This window comes from Gallaecimonas zhanjiangensis (assembly GCF_057624825.1).
In genome coordinates, this window is sequence record NZ_CM172603.1 from 2127294 (window position 1) to 2142502 (window position 15209).

The 15209-nt window shown below is 58.0% G+C and carries 18 protein-coding genes; 3 read left to right on the forward strand and 15 right to left on the reverse strand.

Annotation, left to right across the window (positions count from 1 at the left end; translation table 11 throughout):
- The first annotated feature begins 10 nt into the window (after positions 1–10).
- Positions 11–1375 (forward strand): 16S rRNA (cytosine(1407)-C(5))-methyltransferase RsmF, encoded by a 1365-nt coding sequence (rsmF, locus tag AC22G1_RS10090; RefSeq protein WP_487316711.1) that lies wholly within the window; start codon positions 11–13, stop codon positions 1373–1375.
- A gap of 231 nt (positions 1376–1606) precedes the next feature.
- Positions 1607–2158, forward strand: a complete 552-nt coding sequence (locus tag AC22G1_RS10095; protein ID WP_050658270.1) for a flavodoxin family protein — start codon at positions 1607–1609, stop codon at positions 2156–2158.
- Positions 2159–2197: 39 nt separating this feature from the next.
- Here the strand turns inward: AC22G1_RS10095 and AC22G1_RS10100 are convergent, their stop codons facing one another.
- The 13 genes from AC22G1_RS10100 to yceD form a co-directional block, all read right to left on the reverse strand.
- On the reverse strand, positions 2198–2983 hold the full coding sequence (locus AC22G1_RS10100; protein ID WP_487316644.1) for a TatD family hydrolase: 786 nt from the start codon (positions 2981–2983) through the stop codon (positions 2198–2200).
- A complete protein-coding gene (holB, locus tag AC22G1_RS10105; RefSeq protein ID WP_487316645.1) occupies positions 2973–3917 on the reverse strand; it encodes a DNA polymerase III subunit delta' in 945 nt (314 codons plus the stop codon). Before holB ends, AC22G1_RS10100 begins: the two co-directional genes overlap by 11 nt.
- Positions 3917–4549, reverse strand: a complete 633-nt coding sequence (gene tmk / locus AC22G1_RS10110) for a dTMP kinase (protein ID WP_487316646.1) — start codon at positions 4547–4549, stop codon at positions 3917–3919. Before tmk ends, holB begins: the two co-directional genes overlap by 1 nt.
- A complete protein-coding gene (gene mltG, locus AC22G1_RS10115; protein ID WP_487316647.1) occupies positions 4546–5538 on the reverse strand; it encodes an endolytic transglycosylase MltG in 993 nt (330 codons plus the stop codon). The genes tmk and mltG overlap by 4 nt, the downstream gene beginning before the upstream one ends.
- Complete coding sequence (pabC, locus tag AC22G1_RS10120) at positions 5535–6296, reverse strand: aminodeoxychorismate lyase (RefSeq protein ID WP_487316648.1); 762 nt, start codon at positions 6294–6296, stop codon at positions 5535–5537. Before pabC ends, mltG begins: the two co-directional genes overlap by 4 nt.
- 63 nt (positions 6297–6359) lie before the next feature.
- Positions 6360–7598 (reverse strand): beta-ketoacyl-ACP synthase II, encoded by a 1239-nt coding sequence (fabF, locus tag AC22G1_RS10125; protein ID WP_487316649.1) that lies wholly within the window; start codon positions 7596–7598, stop codon positions 6360–6362.
- Positions 7599–7674: 76 nt separating this feature from the next.
- A complete protein-coding gene (acpP, locus tag AC22G1_RS10130) occupies positions 7675–7911 on the reverse strand; it encodes an acyl carrier protein (protein WP_050658220.1) in 237 nt (78 codons plus the stop codon).
- Between the two features lie 156 nt (positions 7912–8067).
- A complete protein-coding gene (gene fabG, locus AC22G1_RS10135) occupies positions 8068–8799 on the reverse strand; it encodes a 3-oxoacyl-ACP reductase FabG (RefSeq protein WP_487316712.1) in 732 nt (243 codons plus the stop codon).
- A gap of 19 nt (positions 8800–8818) precedes the next feature.
- Positions 8819–9745, reverse strand: a complete 927-nt coding sequence (gene fabD, locus AC22G1_RS10140; protein ID WP_487316650.1) for an ACP S-malonyltransferase — start codon at positions 9743–9745, stop codon at positions 8819–8821.
- Positions 9746–9759: 14 nt separating this feature from the next.
- Positions 9760–10713: a beta-ketoacyl-ACP synthase III gene (locus AC22G1_RS10145; RefSeq protein ID WP_487316651.1), complete on the reverse strand. Its 954-nt coding sequence runs from the start codon at positions 10711–10713 to the stop codon at positions 9760–9762.
- A 7-nt stretch (positions 10714–10720) separates the two neighbouring features.
- Positions 10721–11743 carry a phosphate acyltransferase PlsX gene (plsX, locus tag AC22G1_RS10150; protein WP_487316652.1) on the reverse strand — a complete coding sequence of 341 codons (1023 nt, stop codon included), beginning with the start codon at positions 11741–11743 and terminating at the stop codon, positions 10721–10723.
- A gap of 15 nt (positions 11744–11758) precedes the next feature.
- Positions 11759–11926 carry a 50S ribosomal protein L32 gene (gene rpmF / locus AC22G1_RS10155; protein ID WP_050658224.1) on the reverse strand — a complete coding sequence of 56 codons (168 nt, stop codon included), beginning with the start codon at positions 11924–11926 and terminating at the stop codon, positions 11759–11761.
- A gap of 23 nt (positions 11927–11949) precedes the next feature.
- Complete coding sequence (gene yceD / locus AC22G1_RS10160) at positions 11950–12471, reverse strand: 23S rRNA accumulation protein YceD (RefSeq protein ID WP_487316653.1); 522 nt, start codon at positions 12469–12471, stop codon at positions 11950–11952.
- A gap of 153 nt (positions 12472–12624) precedes the next feature.
- Here yceD and AC22G1_RS10165 point away from each other — a divergent pair, with 153 nt between their 5' ends.
- Positions 12625–13206 carry a Maf family protein gene (locus AC22G1_RS10165; protein ID WP_487316654.1) on the forward strand — a complete coding sequence of 194 codons (582 nt, stop codon included), beginning with the start codon at positions 12625–12627 and terminating at the stop codon, positions 13204–13206.
- On the opposite strand, the gene AC22G1_RS10170 is transcribed toward AC22G1_RS10165, so the two are convergent.
- Both AC22G1_RS10170 and rluC read right to left on the reverse strand, forming a co-directional pair.
- Positions 13203–13844: an HAD family hydrolase gene (locus AC22G1_RS10170; protein ID WP_487316655.1), complete on the reverse strand. Its 642-nt coding sequence runs from the start codon at positions 13842–13844 to the stop codon at positions 13203–13205. The genes AC22G1_RS10165 and AC22G1_RS10170 overlap by 4 nt on opposite strands.
- Positions 13841–14800, reverse strand: coding sequence for a 23S rRNA pseudouridine(955/2504/2580) synthase RluC (gene rluC / locus AC22G1_RS10175; RefSeq protein ID WP_487316656.1), 960 nt, complete (start codon positions 14798–14800; stop codon positions 13841–13843). The genes AC22G1_RS10170 and rluC overlap by 4 nt, the downstream gene beginning before the upstream one ends.
- Positions 14801–15209: the final 409 nt, after the last annotated feature.

Below are 15209 nucleotides of genomic sequence, written 5' to 3' on the forward strand. Positions count from 1 at the left end.
CCTGGCGGCCATGGACGCCATCATGCCAAGCGAGCTTAGCCGCGAAGACTTTGCTGCTGCCTGCCAGCGGCCGCTGAGAAAGGCCATCCGCGTTAACACCCTCAAGATAAGCGTTGCCGACTTTCAGGCGCGTATGGCGCCCAAGGGCTGGCAACTTTCTCCCATTCCCTGGTGCGAGAGCGGCTTTTGGGTCGAGCGCGACGACGAGTCAAAAATGCTGGGCAACGAGCCCGAGCATCAGCTGGGGCTTTTTTACGTGCAGGAAGCCTCGTCGATGATGCCACCCACGGCCCTTTGGCATGTCCTTGAAGGCCAAGCACAAAAGGTGCTGGACATGGCCGCGGCACCCGGCTCCAAAACCACCCAACTGGCCGCCCTGATGCAAAATGGCGGGGTGCTGGTGGCCAACGAGCTATCAGCTTCGCGCCTTAAATCCATGGCCGCCAACATTCAGCGCCTGGGGGTGGCCAACGTGGCCCTGAGCCATTTTGACGGCCGGGTCTTTGGCAGCGCCCTGCCGGAAACCTTTGACGCCATCCTCCTCGATGCCCCTTGCGGCGGCGAAGGCACTATCCGTAAAGACGCCGACGCCCTGAAAAACTGGTCCCAAAGCCATATCGACGAGATAAGTGCCCTGCAACAGCAGTTGTTGGCGTCGGCCTTTTCGGCCCTTAAGGTTGGCGGCGTGCTGGCCTACTCCACCTGCACCCTTAACCGCCAGGAAAACCAGCAGGTGCTGGACAGCCTTATCAAGGCCCACCCAGGCAAGGTCGAAGTGCTATCTCTTGAAGGGCTGTTTGAGGGAGCCGACAAGGCGCTGACCGAAGAGGGGTACCTGCATATCTGGCCGCAGATTTACGACTCCGAAGGCTTCTTTGTGGCGGCCATTAAAAAGACCGGCAGTGTCGAGAGCGAGCCCCCCGGCTTTAAGCTCGGCAAGTTTCCCTACCAAAGCGCCCCGAAGAAAGTGGCCGAGGCTTTTGGCCACTACCTTGCCGAGCAGTTCGGTTTTACCCAGCCGCTAAACCTTTGGCAGCGCGAGCAAACCTTGTGGCATTTCCCCAAGGCAGGAGAAGCGCTCATTGGCCGCTTTCGCATGGACCGTCTCGGTATCAAGGTGGCCGAACAAGCCGGCAAGGAATGGCGATTGCATCAAGATTTCATTCAGGCCTTTGGCCAACACTGTCAAAGCATTGCCCTGAGCCTTGACGAGGCCAGCGAGTTCTTAAAGGGCCGCGACATCGCAAGAGACACCCCCGCCGGTGGCGAGCAGCTGGTTTCCCTGGAAGGATATCCACTGGGTAGCGTCAAGGTTATCAAGAACAAACTGAAGAACAGGCTGCCCAGGGAATTGGTTAAAGATCAGGGGCTTTGATGAATAAAGCCCGGCGTTTTATTGAATAAATGGCGTTAATGGCAGGCAAAGTGAGCAAGGCTCAGCTACCCTAAATCACAGGTTTTGCACACTTTGTACACACCGTTAATTAGCGCACGGCTCTCACCGAGAGCCATTCCCCTAAGCCCGAAACAAGGACCTGGTTTCGGGCTTCTTTTATGTGCAAAGCGCCGGCTTTTACCCACCCGTTGAACCGACATGGAGTACGACATGCCCAAGACCAGTGTTGTTTATCATTCCGGCTACGGTCACACCCAGCGCGTAGCCGAAGCGGTGGCCGAAGGCGCCGCTGCCACCCTTATCGCCATCAGCAGTGAGGGGGACATTAGCGAGGCCGACTGGGCCACCCTCAAAGACAGCGCCGCCATTATCTTCGGCACCCCCACCTACATGGGCGGGCCCAGCTGGCAGTTTAAGAAATTCGCCGATGCCAGCTCCAAGGTGTGGATGCAGCAAGGCTGGAAGGACAAAGTCTTCGGTGGCTTTACCAACAGCGGCAGTCTCAACGGCGACAAGCACAGCACCTTGAGCTATTTACAGGTGTTGGCCAGCCAACATGGCGGGTTGTGGGTGAGCTTGGGGCTGATGCCGGCCAACACTTTGGCCGCAAGCCGCAGCGACATCAACAACCTGGGCGGCTCCATGGGGGTGCTGGTGCAATCTCCCACCGATGCCGGCGCCGACGCCATACCCCAGGGCGATATCGATACCGCCCTTGCCTACGGCAAACGCGTAGCTGCCATTGCGGCGCGCCTTGGCTGAATACCCCTTTCGTAAAAAAGGCGCCATCCGGCGCCTTTTTTAGTTAGCCAGCAGAGGCTTGGCCTTGGGAAAGCAGCGATAGAAGTTGTCGGTGGTTATCTTGGCCAACGCTTCAAGGCTTACCCCTTTGAGTTCGGCCACAAATTCGGCCACGTCGCGCACATATTGTGGCTCGTTGGATTTCCCCCGGTGCGGCACCGGCGCCAGGTAGGGGCTGTCGGTCTCCACCAGCAACCGCTCCAGCGGCAGGGCTTTAACGGTTTCGCGAAGCGCCTCGGCGTTACGAAAGGTCACGATGCCGGAGATGGAGATAAAAAAGCCAAGCTCGATGGCCTGCTGGGCCATGTCCAGATCTTCGGTAAAGCAGTGCAGCACGCCACCGACCTCAGCCGCCTTTTCTTCACGCAAGATGCCAAGGGTGTCTTCCTTGGCGTCGCGGGTGTGAATGATAAGGGGCAGCTGGCGTTGGCGCGCAACCTGGATGTGGTGGCGAAACGATGACTGCTGAACCTCGGCGGTTTCCGGTGCGTAAAAATAATCCAGCCCGGTCTCGCCGATGGCCACCACTTTGGGGTGGGTGGAAAGGTCATGCAGGGAGGCCAAGTCCTGGGCTTCTTTTTGGTCCAGCGGATGCACGCCGCAGCTTGCCACCACGTTATCAAAGCCGTCGATGGCGGCCATCATGTCCGGGAAATTCTCTAAGGTCACGCAAACGCACAGGAAGCTGTCTACGCCTCGGCCTTTGGCGCGGTCAAGGGCCGCTGCCAGAGTGTCGTCTTCGCTGAGTTTCAGTCTTTCCAGGTGGCAATGGGAATCAACCAACAAGGCTATCGCTCCTTCCTTCCAATAACTGCCAGGCAATGTCCATCAACAACCATTTGCTGTTAACGGCGGGCTGCTCCAAGAGCAAACGGCGCTGGCCGAGGACCGCTTGCCAAAGTTCGGTCAAGGCCGCTTCGCTTAGCCGCTCCTGCCTGTCGAGGCGCTCATGATACAGGGCTGGCAGCCCCTGGGCCAAACGGGCTTGGTCAAGCAACCGGTGGGTTAGCTCGTCCAGGCAAAAAAGCGCCTCTTTGTGCCAGCGGTCGGCAAAGGTTTCGGGAGTAAGCCGCCGGGTTTCAAGGGCTACCAAGTCGCCCTGGAGCTTTTGCACGTTTTCAAGGTACTGGCCGGCAAGGGCGGCTTTGAGGGCCAAGGGCGCGCCGTGAAAACGCCGCAGCAGTGGCAGGTTGGCCGCAATGCCCTCCCCGGCCAGCCATGCCAGGGAGTCGGCTTCGCTAGGCGCCGGGACATGCAGCTTTTGGCAGCGCGATAAAATGGTGGGCAGCAGCTGCCCCGGCTGGCTGCTGGTGAGTAGCCAATAGGTTTGGGCTGGAGGCTCTTCCAAGGATTTAAGCAGCGCATTAGCGGCATTGAGGTTAAGGTGCTCGGCGCCGTTCATCACCACCACTTTGGCGCCGCCCATCAAGGCGGCGCTATACACAGGCCCGGTGAGCGCGCGGATGGCGTCCACTTTGATGGTGCCGTTATCCGGCTCTACCCGGTACAAATCGGGGTGGGTACCGGCCGCCACCAACTGGCAAGCATGGCACTGGCCACAGCCGACCCGGTTTTTACACAAAAGATGACGGGCCAGCTCGTCTGCCAACAAACCCTTGCCAACCCCATCTGGGCCGGTCAGCAAATAGGCGTGGGCCAGGCGATCATGAGCCTGCCACTTGGCAAACTGGTCAAGATAAGGCGCCAGCCAGGGCAGCATCAGTGGCGCTCCAAAAAGTCGCCAAGCGCCTTGTCGATGGCCTGGTGCACCAAGGCCAGCTCTTGGCCGGCATCGATGGTGACAATGCTGGGGTCTGCAGAGGCTAACGCCAGGTAGCGCGCGCGGGTGCGCTCAAAAAACGCCAGCTGCTCAAGCTCGATGCGGTCAAGCTCGCCCCGGGCTTTTGCCCGCTCCAGGCCCAGTTTTGGGTCAATATCCAGATACAGGGTCAGAACCGGCTTGAAGTCCCCCAGCACCGCTTGGCGAATGCTGTCGATAAGGGCGCTGCTGAGCTGCCGGCCGCCGCCCTGGTAGGCGCGGCTGGAAAGGTCGTGGCGATCGCCCACCACCCAATTACCGGCGGCAAGGGCCGGTTTAATGACATTCTCCACCAACTGCACCCTTGCGGCGTACATCAGCAGCAATTCAGCCTGGGGCGTCAGGGGCTCGTCGTGAACGTTTTTAACCAACTCGCGCATTTTCTCTGCCAGCGGCGTGCCGCCAGGCTCGCGGGTTTGCACCACGGAGGCGCCGCGGCTTTCCAAAAAAGCGCGCACCCTGGCGACGGCGGTGGATTTACCGGCGCCTTCCAGGCCCTCGATAACGACAAATCCGGGGGCATTCAGGGTCATTTATGGCCTCGTTGGTAGCGGTTGACCGCGTTGTTATGTTCACGCAGGGTCTTTGAAAAGACGTGGCTGCCGTCGCCTTTGGCTACAAAGTACAGGTAATCGGCCTGGTCCGGGTGCAACACCGCATCAATGGCGGCCCGCGACGGCATGGCGATGGGGGTAGGCGGCAGCCCTTTAATCACATAGGTATTGTACGGGGTCGGCTTTTTAAGGTCAGCCCTGGTGATGTTGCCGTCAAAACTTTCGCCCAGGCCGTAGATCACCGTGGGGTCGGTTTGCAGGCGCATACCCTGGCGCAGACGGTTGATAAAGACCGAGGCAATAAGCGGCCGCTCGGCCGGTACCGCCGTTTCTTTCTCGACAATAGACGCCATGATAAGCGCTTGGTATGGGTCGCTGTAAGGTAATCCGTCGGCCCGGTTTTGCCAGGCGCTATCGAGGTAGCCGAGCATCGCCTTGTGGGCGTGTTCAAAAATGCTGAGCGCCGTATCACCGCAGCGGTACTGATAGCTGTCAGGTAGCAGCCAGCCTTCTACGTTATCAACCCCCAACGCCTTGGCCACTGCTGCTTGGCTAAGCTCACCGGCTTTCAGCTCAGGCTGGTTGGCAAGATGGGCGCGCCACTGGCTAAAGCGCTCCCCTTCCACCAGGGTGGTTAAAAAGGTCTGCTCTTTACCAGCAGCTGCGTCAGCCAGCAATTGCTGAGCGGTGGTGGTTGGGGTCAGGGCGTAACAGCCCGCTTTGATGTGCGCCAGCTGCGGCTGAAGCTTTAGGAGCACCTTAAAAGGCCAGCGCTGCTGTAGCCAGCCAGCGCCTTGCATAGTTTTAATGAGCTGATAGGCGCTGACGCCGCTATCTATGCGGTAGGTCTGGGCCACCGGGACGGCCAACGGCCTCTCAAGAGCCTGGCGATATTGCCACGTCGCCACACCGATAAAGGCCACCCCGGCGGCCATCACTACCGCCAGTACCCAAAACAGTTTTTTCATAGTTGCAAGCTATTGATAAGAGAACGGGTTTGCGAAAAATCGCCAAAATGTTTTTGCTCGATGCGCCGCACCGGCACCACGCCCATCAGGGCGTTGGTGACAAAGACTTCGTCAGCAGCCAACAAGGCAGCAAATCCCCAGCACCCCACCCGCACCGAGCTTTGCGCGAGGATCTGCGAACGCAGCGTGCCTTGCACGCCAGCTTTATCAAGGCTCGGGGTATGCAACTTGCCATCGTTGAACCAAAACACATTGGCACTGATGGCCGAGACTACATGGCCGCTTTCGTCCAGCAAAATGCCGTCGTCACAATTAAGTTCACTCAAGGCCTGGGCCGCCAACACTTGCTCAAGGCGATTGCAATGCTTGAGCCCGGCCAGCAATGGGCTTGAACCGAGGGTAATGGGAAGCTGCGCCAGGCTGATGCCTGCCTGGCGCCATTGGGGGTAATGGGCAGGCTCGGCAAAGCGGCTTAGCCAAATGTGATTGTCACCTGGGCCCGGCTTGTAGCCGCGGCCACCGGGGGCCCTTGCCACCAAGATCTTAAGGCCACCCTGCCCTTGCCGCTTGGCCTCGGCCATTACTGCCGGTGTCAGTGTCTGCCAGTCGATGGGCGCCATGGCAAGGCGCGCACAGGCCTCGTCCAGACGATATTGGTGGGCCAGCCAGTTAACCGGCAAGCCGGCGCTGACGCGCACCGTGGTGAAATGACCGTCGCCGTATTGCAGGCGGCTGGGATAAGGTTCGAGGCTTAGCATAGGTAATAAAAAACGCCTGATAAGCCGTAAGGTTATCAGGCGTTTTTGCCAAGTTACACCCTTTTAGACGCGGCTGAACAACAAGGAGCCGTTGGTACCGCCAAAGCCAAAGGAGTTACACAGCACATGGTCGACCTTGGCTTGGCGTGCCTGGTGGGGCACGTAGTCCAGGTCGCAACCTTCAGCGGGGTTGTCCAGGTTGATGGTGGGCGCGATGGCGTTGTCATAGATGCTCATCACCGAGATGATGGCTTCAATGGCGCCTGCCGCTCCCAATAGGTGTCCGGTCATGGATTTGGTGGAGCTCACCATCATCTTGTAGGCATGGTCGCCAAACACCGCTTTGACCGCGTTGCTTTCGGCAATATCGCCGGCTGGGGTGGAGGTGCCGTGGGCGTTGACATAGCCCACCTGGCTTGGGTTAAGCCGGGCATCTCTAAGGGCGTTGACCATGGCCAATGCCGCACCGGCGCCGTCGTCCGGCGGTGAGGTCATGTGGTAGGCGTCGCCGCTCATACCAAAGCCGGTAAATTCCGCGTAGATGCGGGCGCCACGGGCCTTGGCATGCTCATAGTCTTCCAGCACCATGATGCCGGCGCCGTCACCCAGCACGAAGCCGTCGCGGTCGCGGTCCCAGGGGCGGCTGGCCGCTTGGGGGGCGTCGTTACGGGTAGACAGCGCGCGAGCGGCACCAAAGCCGCCCATACCCAGCGGCGTGCAGGCCATCTCGGCGCCACCGGCCAACATGATGTCGGCATCGCCGTAGGCAATCATCCGCGCTGCATGGCCGATGTTATGAACCCCTGTGGTACAGGCGGTGGTGATGGCGATGTTAGGGCCACGCAAACCATGCATGATGGACAGGTGTCCGGCCACCATGTTGATGATGGTGCTGGGCACGAAAAAGGGCGACATCTTACGCGGGCCGCTGGCCAGCAAGGATTCGTGGTTTTTCTCAATGAGGCCCAGGCCACCGATGCCGGAGCCGACAGCCACGCCAAAGCGGGTCATATCGGTCTTATCCAGTTCGATGCCACTGTCTTTAAGGGCCTGGATCCCTGCAGCAACGCCGTATTGGATAAAAAGATCCATTTTCTTGGCGTCTTTGCTGGACATGTATTCGGTGACGTCAAAGTTCTTAACGTTACCGGCGAAACGGGTGGTAAAGGCGCTGGTATCAAAGCAGGAGATGGTATCGATGCCACTCTGCCCTGCCAGAAGGGCTTGCCAGGATGCGTTTACGCTGTTGCCCACCGGCGACAGCATGCCCATACCGGTTACAACGACACGACGCTTGGTCACGGCGTTAGCCTCCGAAAGGAATATTTACGAGGGTCTAGACAGGAAACAGGCGGCCAGTTGGCCGCCTGTTGGAAGATTAGCCTTGGTGAGCGGTAACGTAATCGATAGCCGCTTGCACGGTGGTGATCTTCTCGGCTTCTTCGTCCGGGATCTCGGTGTCGAACTCTTCTTCCAGCGCCATCACCAGCTCAACGGTGTCCAGAGAGTCAGCGCCGAGGTCGTCAACGAAAGAAGCTTCGTTTTTGACTTCTTCTTCTTTAACGCCCAGTTGCTCGACGATGATTTTCTTAACGCGTTCTTCGATAGTGCTCATAGCTTGTTATTTCCTTAGCAGTACGCTGTGAATAGCGAATGGGGGCTAGTGTATTCGATCCCCAAATCTTTGCAAGGGAAAGGAATTCCGCGAAGTTGCTGGTCAAACCACGAATAAATAACGGTGTTCGACGCAATTCGCGCAATTTCCCATCACTTACGCCATCACCATGCCGCCATTGACGTGCAAGGTTTCTCCAGTGATGTAGCCCGCTTCATTGGAAGCAAGAAAGGCAACGGCACTGGCAATTTCTGCGGGACTTCCCAACCGGTCAAGGGGTACTTGGCCGAAGATCGCCGCTTTTTGTTCCTCAGTCAGCTCACGGGTCATATCGGTGTCGATAAAACCGGGAGCCACTGCATTAACGGTGATATTGCGTGAGGCCAGCTCACGAGCGAGGGATTTGGTGAAACCCAACAGACCTGCTTTGGCAGCAGCGTAGTTTACCTGTCCCTGGTTGCCCATGGTGCCGACCACAGAGCCGACGGAAATGATCCGGCCGGTCCGTTTCTTCATCATGGGCCGCAACACGGCCTTGGAAAGACGATAAAGGGATTTGAGGTTGGTGTCGATGACCATGTCCCATTCTTCATCTTTCATGCGCATCAACAGGTTGTCGCGGGTGATACCGGCGTTGTTGACCAGAATATCCACATCCCCTGCCCGCTCCTTGACGGTGGCCAGGGTCGCTTCGATGCTGTCGCTGCTGGTGACATTGAGGTTAAGGCCACGGCCTTCACCCAGGTAATCACTGATGGCTTGGGCGCCGTTATCAGATGTGGCGGTACCGAATACGGTAGCGCCCTGGGCACTCAAACGCTCGGCAATGGCGCGGCCAATACCACGGCTGGCACCGGTAACCAGGGCCACTTTGCCGGTCAATGACAAAAAGTCAGACATGTTTTCCTCACTTAACAGCGGCCTGCAGCTCTTCACTTGAGTGAAGCGCGCTGGCGTTCAGGCCTTTATCAATCCGTTTTACAAGACCGCACAGCACTTTGCCGGGGCCGCACTCGAAAAGCTCGCTGATACCGGCCTTGGCCATGGCTTCAACCGATTCAGTCCAGCGCACCGGGCTATAAAGCTGGCGCACCAGCGCGGCTTTGATGGCCTCGGGCGAAGTCTCGGTGGCAACGTCCACATTATTAATGACGCTGATCTCTGGCGCTTTAACCTCAAGGGCCGCCAGACGCTCGGCCAGTTGCTCGGCCGCAGGCTTCATCAGCGCGCAGTGGCTTGGCACTGATACGCTAAGCGGCAGCGCCCGTTTAGCACCTTTGGCTTTGAGTACCTCGCAAGCGCGGTCCACCGCCGCTTTGCTGCCGGCGATAACCACCTGGCCGGGGCTGTTGAAGTTAACCGCTTCAACCACGTCGCCTTGGGCCGCTTCAGCGCAACCTTCAACTACGCCATTATCGTCCAGGCCGATAATGGCGGCCATGGCGCCGCTGCCCGCTGGCACCGCGCTTTGCATAAACTGCCCGCGGGCTTCCACCAGAGCAATGGCGTCTTTAAATGCCAAGCTGCCGGCGCAGACCAGCGCCGAATATTCACCGAGGCTATGGCCAGCCAGCATCGCTGGCGCCTTGCCGCCAAGGGCCAGGTAAGCGCGATAGGTGGCAACAGAGGCGGCCAGCAAAGCCGGTTGAGTACGCTCGGTGGCGTTCAGGTCGGCCTCAGGGCCATTTTGCACCAGGGCCCACAAGTCGTAGCCCAGCACTTGTGATGCTTCGTTAAAGGTTTCCAGCACCACGGGGTGGGCTTGTGCCAGCTCGGCCAACATGCCGACGCTCTGAGAACCCTGCCCCGGGAAGATAAAGGCTGTTTGTTGCATTTTATATGGCCTTATTAATAACGAACCAGGGCCGCACCCCATGCAAAGCCGGCGCCGAAGGCTTCCAGCAGCAGGAGTTGGCCACGCTGAATACGGCCGTCCCGCACCGCCTCGTCCAAGGCGACCGGCACGGAGGCAGCAGAGGTATTGCCGTATTTGTCGAGGTTAACCACGACACGGTCCATGCCCATGCTGAGTTTTTTAGCGGTGGCGGTAATGATCCGCAAGTTGGCCTGGTGGGGAACCAGCCAGTCGATGGCTTCTTTTTCAAGGCCATTGCTGTCGAGTATTTCGGTCACCACACTCGCCAGCTTGGTCACCGCCACCTTGAACACTTCGTTGCCCTTCATTTGCAGCCAGGCATCGGCTTCGTGTTTGACGCGGCTCGGCAGCGGCGCGCACAGCAAGTCGCCGTAGTGGCCGTCGGCATGGATGCAGCTGCCAAGAATGCCGGGCTCCAGGCTTGCCCCCAGCACCACAGCCCCGGCGCCATCACCAAAGAGAATGATAGTGGAGCGGTCTTCAGGGTTGCAGACCTTGGTCAGCACATCGGCGCCTACCACAAGTACCTTCTTGGCAGAGCCTGCGCGAATGAATTGGTCCGCCACCGTCAGCGCATAGGTAAAGCCCGCGCAGGCAGCGCCCACGTCAAAGGCGCCGATACCGGGAATACCCAGTTCGGCCTGCAGCCAGCAGGCGGCAGAAGGGAAAGAATGCGGCGCCGTGGTAGTGGCAAAGATGATGAGGTCGATGTCGCCTGCTTCGATGCCGGCGGCTTCGATGGCGGCTTTGGCGGCAGGGACAGCCAGGGTGACTACGGTTTCGTCTTCAGCGGCGACACGGCGCTCGCTGATCCCGGTGCGCTCAACGATCCACTGATCGCTGGTTTCGACCATCGCTTCCAAATCGGCGTTGGTGCGCACCTTCCCAGGCAGATAGCTGCCTGTACCCAGAATTTTTGAATGCATGTAAGGCTCAGTGCTTGTCCAATAAAACGGTGCCGATGCTGCTTTCGATGCCGTCTGGCAAATGGCGCTCTGCACTGTGCAGTGCCTGCTCGATGGCATTAAAGAAAGCATCAATGCCGGCATTCCCGTGGCTCTTCACGACAATACCGCGCAATCCTACCAGACTGGCCCCGTTGTACTGGTCGGGGTTCACCCTGGCGTAAACCGTTCTTACAAAAGGCCGGATCAACCAGCCAAGCACCCGGCCCCAAAGGCTCTGCCCGAAGCTTTCCTTGAGCTGAGCCAGGAAAAACTGGGCGATACCTTCACAGGTTTTGAGGGTTACGTTGCCAACAAAGCCGTCGCAGACAATCACATCAGCCTTGTTGGTGAAAATGTCATGGCCTTCGAGGTAGCCGATGTAATTGATGCTGGGGGCATCTTGCAGCAGGTTAGCGGCGTGGCGAACCTGGTCGTTCCCCTTCACCTCTTCCTCGCCGATATTAAGCAGCGCCACTCTTGGCGAGCCGATACCTTCAACGGTACGGGCCATGGCTGAGCCCATCACGGCAAATTGATAGAGGGTCTCGGAGTCGCAGGCGACATTAGCCCCCAAATCCAGCATATAGACGCGCTTACCGTTCACTGCCGGCATGGCAGAGACAATGGCGGGCCGGTCGATACCGGGCAGGGTCTTAAGAAAATGCCGAGAAAGGGCCATCAGCGCCCCGGTATTACCGGCACTGACACAGGCCTGGGACTGGCCATCGGCCACATCTTTGATGGCTTCGCCCATGGTCGAATCGCGTTTGGTGCGAAGCGCACTGGACGGGCGTTCATCCATGCCGACGGTACAGGCAGCCGACACCTGCGTCAGGCGCGGGTGGTTTTCAAGACCGGCGGATTTGATGTCACTGCTGATATCGCCGCAGACAAAAAGGCGGACCGATAAAGAGGGGTAAAGCAGCAGTGCCCGCGCTATGGCGGGCACTGTTACGGCGGGGCCTAGGTCCCCACCCATGGCATCTACCGCTATGGTAAACGCTTGCAAGTCAGTTACCGGGGATTAACCGATAACTTTCTTGCCACGGTAAAAACCGTCGGCAGTCACGTGGTGACGGCGATGGGTTTCACCGGAGGTTTTGTCCACAGACAGGGTAGCTGCGGTCAGTGCGTCGTGTGAACGACGCATATCGCGGCGGGCCCGGGACTTTTTGTTCTGTTGAACGGCCATTGACTAGTCTCCTTAAATCGTGATCACTTCTTCTTCAACTGTTCGAGAACAGCGAAGGGGTTCGGACGCTCATCAGCAGGCTCGATTTTGCCAAAACTCATCTCTGACGAAGACACTGCACACTGGTCTTCAGCATGCATTGCGACCAAGGGCAGTGCCAGGATCAACTCGTCTTCGATAAGTTTTCGCAAGTCCATCTCGCCATTTTCGTCGAGTTCGACAGGCTCATAAGCTTCCGGGAGCTCTTCTATTACGGTTTTGGCAAAAACAGGCGTGTAGGCGAAGCTTACCTCTGCGAGGAAGGACATCGGCTCATTGCAACGCTGGCACTCCAGCTCAAGCTCCACGGCGGCTTTACCTTCGGTAAAGACCAGCCCCTGGGGGTCAACACCACAATGTAGCTGAATATCCACTTCACCCTGCCGGGTCAGTGACAATTCCATTAAACGCGTCAATTCGGTGACAGGCACCATACCGTCGTAATCATCACGACGTTGGGCGGCTTTCACCGGATCGAGAGTTAAGGGCAGCTTAACTTTTCGCATAAGGCGCGCATCTTACTCGGGACCTAAGTCCCTGTCAAAAAAGCCAACAGGCCCTTACGGGCCCGAGAAATTAACAAAGCAGTGAGACTGCCCTGTTTTGCCCGCGCATTTTACGGGAAAATGCCCCGGCAAGTGAAGAAAAATAGGTGGTTTATGAAGGTGATTTTGGGCTCAAGCTCAGTATTTCGTCAGCAGTTGCTGAAAAAACTGGCAATCGCGTTCGATTGTGTCAGCCCTGACATCGATGAAAGCCCCCTGGAGGGGGAGTCGATAACGGCTTTGGTTGAACGCTTAGCTGTTGGAAAAGCAAAAAAAGCAGCTGAGATAACGGCTGAGCCGGCGCTGGTTATCGGATCAGACCAGCTGTGTGTGGTAGACGGCACCATCTGCGGCAAACCCCTTAACCGGGAAAATGCCATTGCCCAACTGACGGCGGCCTCTGGGAAAACCGTGACTTTTTATACCGGCCTTGCCCTTTTTAATAGCGAAACTGGCAGGTGCCAGTCGCTGGTGGAGCCCTTTGAAGTGACTTTTCGCTCTTTAAGCCAGCGCCAAATTGAAAACTATGTTGATAAAGAGCAGCCGTTTTGGTGCGCCGGTTCTTTTAAATGTGAAGGTTTGGGCATTGCCCTTTTTGAACGCCTTAACGGCCGCGACCCCAATACCCTTATCGGCCTGCCTTTAATTGCACTGACCCGGATGCTGGAAAACGAAGGCGCCGGCCCGCTCGATTAAGCCAAAGACCAATCACGCCAGTCATCGATAAGTAGGTCTGCACCAGCGGCGCGCAGTTTCTCGGCGCCATGTACCCCAAAGGTCACGCCAGCGGCCCACATGCCAGCCGCCTTGGCCATAGTGATATCCAGCACCGAGTCGCCAATCATCAAGGCCCGCGACGGGCTTATTCCGGTTTGCGCCAAGATCTGCTCCAGCATATCAGGGTGCGGTTTAGACTGGGCGTCATCGGCAGTGCGGCTGGTAATAAAATGCACTTCAAGGCCGGTTTGGGCAAAGACCCGCTCCAGCCCTGCCCTGGCCTTGCCGGTTGCCACCGCCAGGGTTTTGCCGCAGGCGCGAAGCTCACCCAGCATGGCTTCAACCCCGGGGAAAAGCGGTGTTGGGGTTGGGTCAAGGTCCACATACTGGTCACGGTACACCGCGAGCAGCTGCTCGCGGCCTTTCTCATCGAGGTTGGGAAAGAGCTGGTCCAGCGCCGGGCGAAGGCTAAGCCCAATGATGTTACGCACCGCTTCTTCACTGGGCTCAGGCATAGCCAGTTCCCTGGCCGTTGCCTGCATACTCGAGACAATTCGCCCCACCGAGTCCATCAAGGTGCCGTCCCAGTCAAATACCACCAGCGCGATGTCCTTCACTGACTCTTCTCCAACTGGGCAAGCAGGGCGGCAAAGCTGCCATCCGGTTTGGCGGTGACCGACACGGCGTCACCCGTGTTTGGGTGGGTAAAGGAAAGGTGCCAGGCGTGCAGCATCAAACGCGCCAGGCCGGCGTCTTTCAAGCGAGCATCAAAGTCCTTGTCACCGTACTTGTCATCACCGGCGATAGGGTGCCCGGCATGCAAAGTGTGCACCCGGATTTGGTGGGTACGGCCAGTAACAGGGAAGGCGTTAACCAAGGTTGCCAAGCCGCCAAAACGGCGCTCAACCTTGAAGCGGGTTTCAGAAGCCTTACCCTCGGTATCCACCCGCACTACCCGCTCACCCGATTGCAGGGTGTTTTTCAAAAGCGGCGCCCGAATAACCTTTTTATTACCCGGCCAGTCGCCACGCACCAGGCACAAGTAATCCTTTTGCATGGTTTTTTCGCGAAGAGCTTCGTGCAGGCCGCGAAGCGCCGAGCGCTTTTTGGCAATCAGGATGCAGCCGGAGGTGTCACGGTCCAGGCGATGGACTAGCTCCAAAAACCGGGCGTCAGGGCGCAGCGCGCGCAGCCCTTCAATAAGGCCAAAAGACAGCCCGGAGCCACCGTGCACCGCCAAACCGGCCGGCTTGTTGACCACCATCAGGTAGTCGTCTTCATAGAGCACACAATCGTTAAGGCGCGACACCTGGCTTAAATTGGCATTGGGCAGCGCTTTTTCTTCGGCCACCCGCAGCGGCGGAATGCGCACTTCGTCGCCCGCCTGCAACTTATAGTCAGGCTTGACGCGCTTTTTGTTGACCCGGACCTCGCCCTTACGTAAAACACGGTAAATGAGGCTCTTCGGCACTCCCTTGAGGAAGGTCCGTAAGAAGTTATCGATGCGTTGACCGGCCAAGTCCGGCTCAACGGCCACATACTGCACTGTGGCGGTGTTGTTGGCTGTGCTCATAGGGCGCGCATTCTACCACAGGGAAAATGGCCGCAGTATGCTTGCCGAAATAACTGATCCAATGGGATAATAGGTAAGCCTGCATCGACTAAGATGAGTCAGGCCAAATGAATTTACAGGGCGCGGTAACCAACACCGGGCCCTGATATGGAAAAAGGCACAGCTTCGCGCCGATTGCGTGCGCGTCACTGGACTTGCAAAACGACTGGATGCCTTTTTGGTGAAAAGCCTTTGGACAAAACCGTTGTCCCTTCACCAGACATCGTTCAAACGAATAACAAGTGGAAACGCCGAGCGCGCCCCAACCTTCAACCAGCCGTGAGGCTGCCTGTAATACCTGCACGGGGCCAGGCCCAGAGGATGCGCACTCCGTCAATGTGAGTGCTGTGGCCATTACAAGGTAATGAGT

Bases quoted from the DNA above. Each gene is read 5' to 3' on its own strand.
- rsmF (WP_487316711.1), top strand. From the start codon at position 11: ATGGACGCCATCATGCCAAGCGAGCTTAGCCGCGAAGACTTTGCTGCT.
- AC22G1_RS10095 (WP_050658270.1), top strand. From the start codon at position 1,607: ATGCCCAAGACCAGTGTTGTTTATCATTCCGGCTACGGTCACACCCAG.
- holB (WP_487316645.1), bottom strand. From the start codon at position 3,917: ATGCTGCCCTGGCTGGCGCCTTATCTTGACCAGTTTGCCAAGTGGCAG.
- tmk (WP_487316646.1), bottom strand. From the start codon at position 4,549: ATGACCCTGAATGCCCCCGGATTTGTCGTTATCGAGGGCCTGGAAGGC.
- mltG (WP_487316647.1), bottom strand. From the start codon at position 5,538: ATGAAAAAACTGTTTTGGGTACTGGCGGTAGTGATGGCCGCCGGGGTG.
- pabC (WP_487316648.1), bottom strand. From the start codon at position 6,296: ATGCTAAGCCTCGAACCTTATCCCAGCCGCCTGCAATACGGCGACGGT.
- acpP (WP_050658220.1), bottom strand. From the start codon at position 7,911: ATGAGCACTATCGAAGAACGCGTTAAGAAAATCATCGTCGAGCAACTG.
- fabD (WP_487316650.1), bottom strand. From the start codon at position 9,745: ATGCAACAAACAGCCTTTATCTTCCCGGGGCAGGGTTCTCAGAGCGTC.
- AC22G1_RS10145 (WP_487316651.1), bottom strand. From the start codon at position 10,713: ATGCATTCAAAAATTCTGGGTACAGGCAGCTATCTGCCTGGGAAGGTG.
- rpmF (WP_050658224.1), bottom strand. From the start codon at position 11,926: ATGGCCGTTCAACAGAACAAAAAGTCCCGGGCCCGCCGCGATATGCGT.
- yceD (WP_487316653.1), bottom strand. From the start codon at position 12,471: ATGCGAAAAGTTAAGCTGCCCTTAACTCTCGATCCGGTGAAAGCCGCC.
- AC22G1_RS10165 (WP_487316654.1), top strand. From the start codon at position 12,625: ATGAAGGTGATTTTGGGCTCAAGCTCAGTATTTCGTCAGCAGTTGCTG.
- rluC (WP_487316656.1), bottom strand. From the start codon at position 14,800: ATGAGCACAGCCAACAACACCGCCACAGTGCAGTATGTGGCCGTTGAG.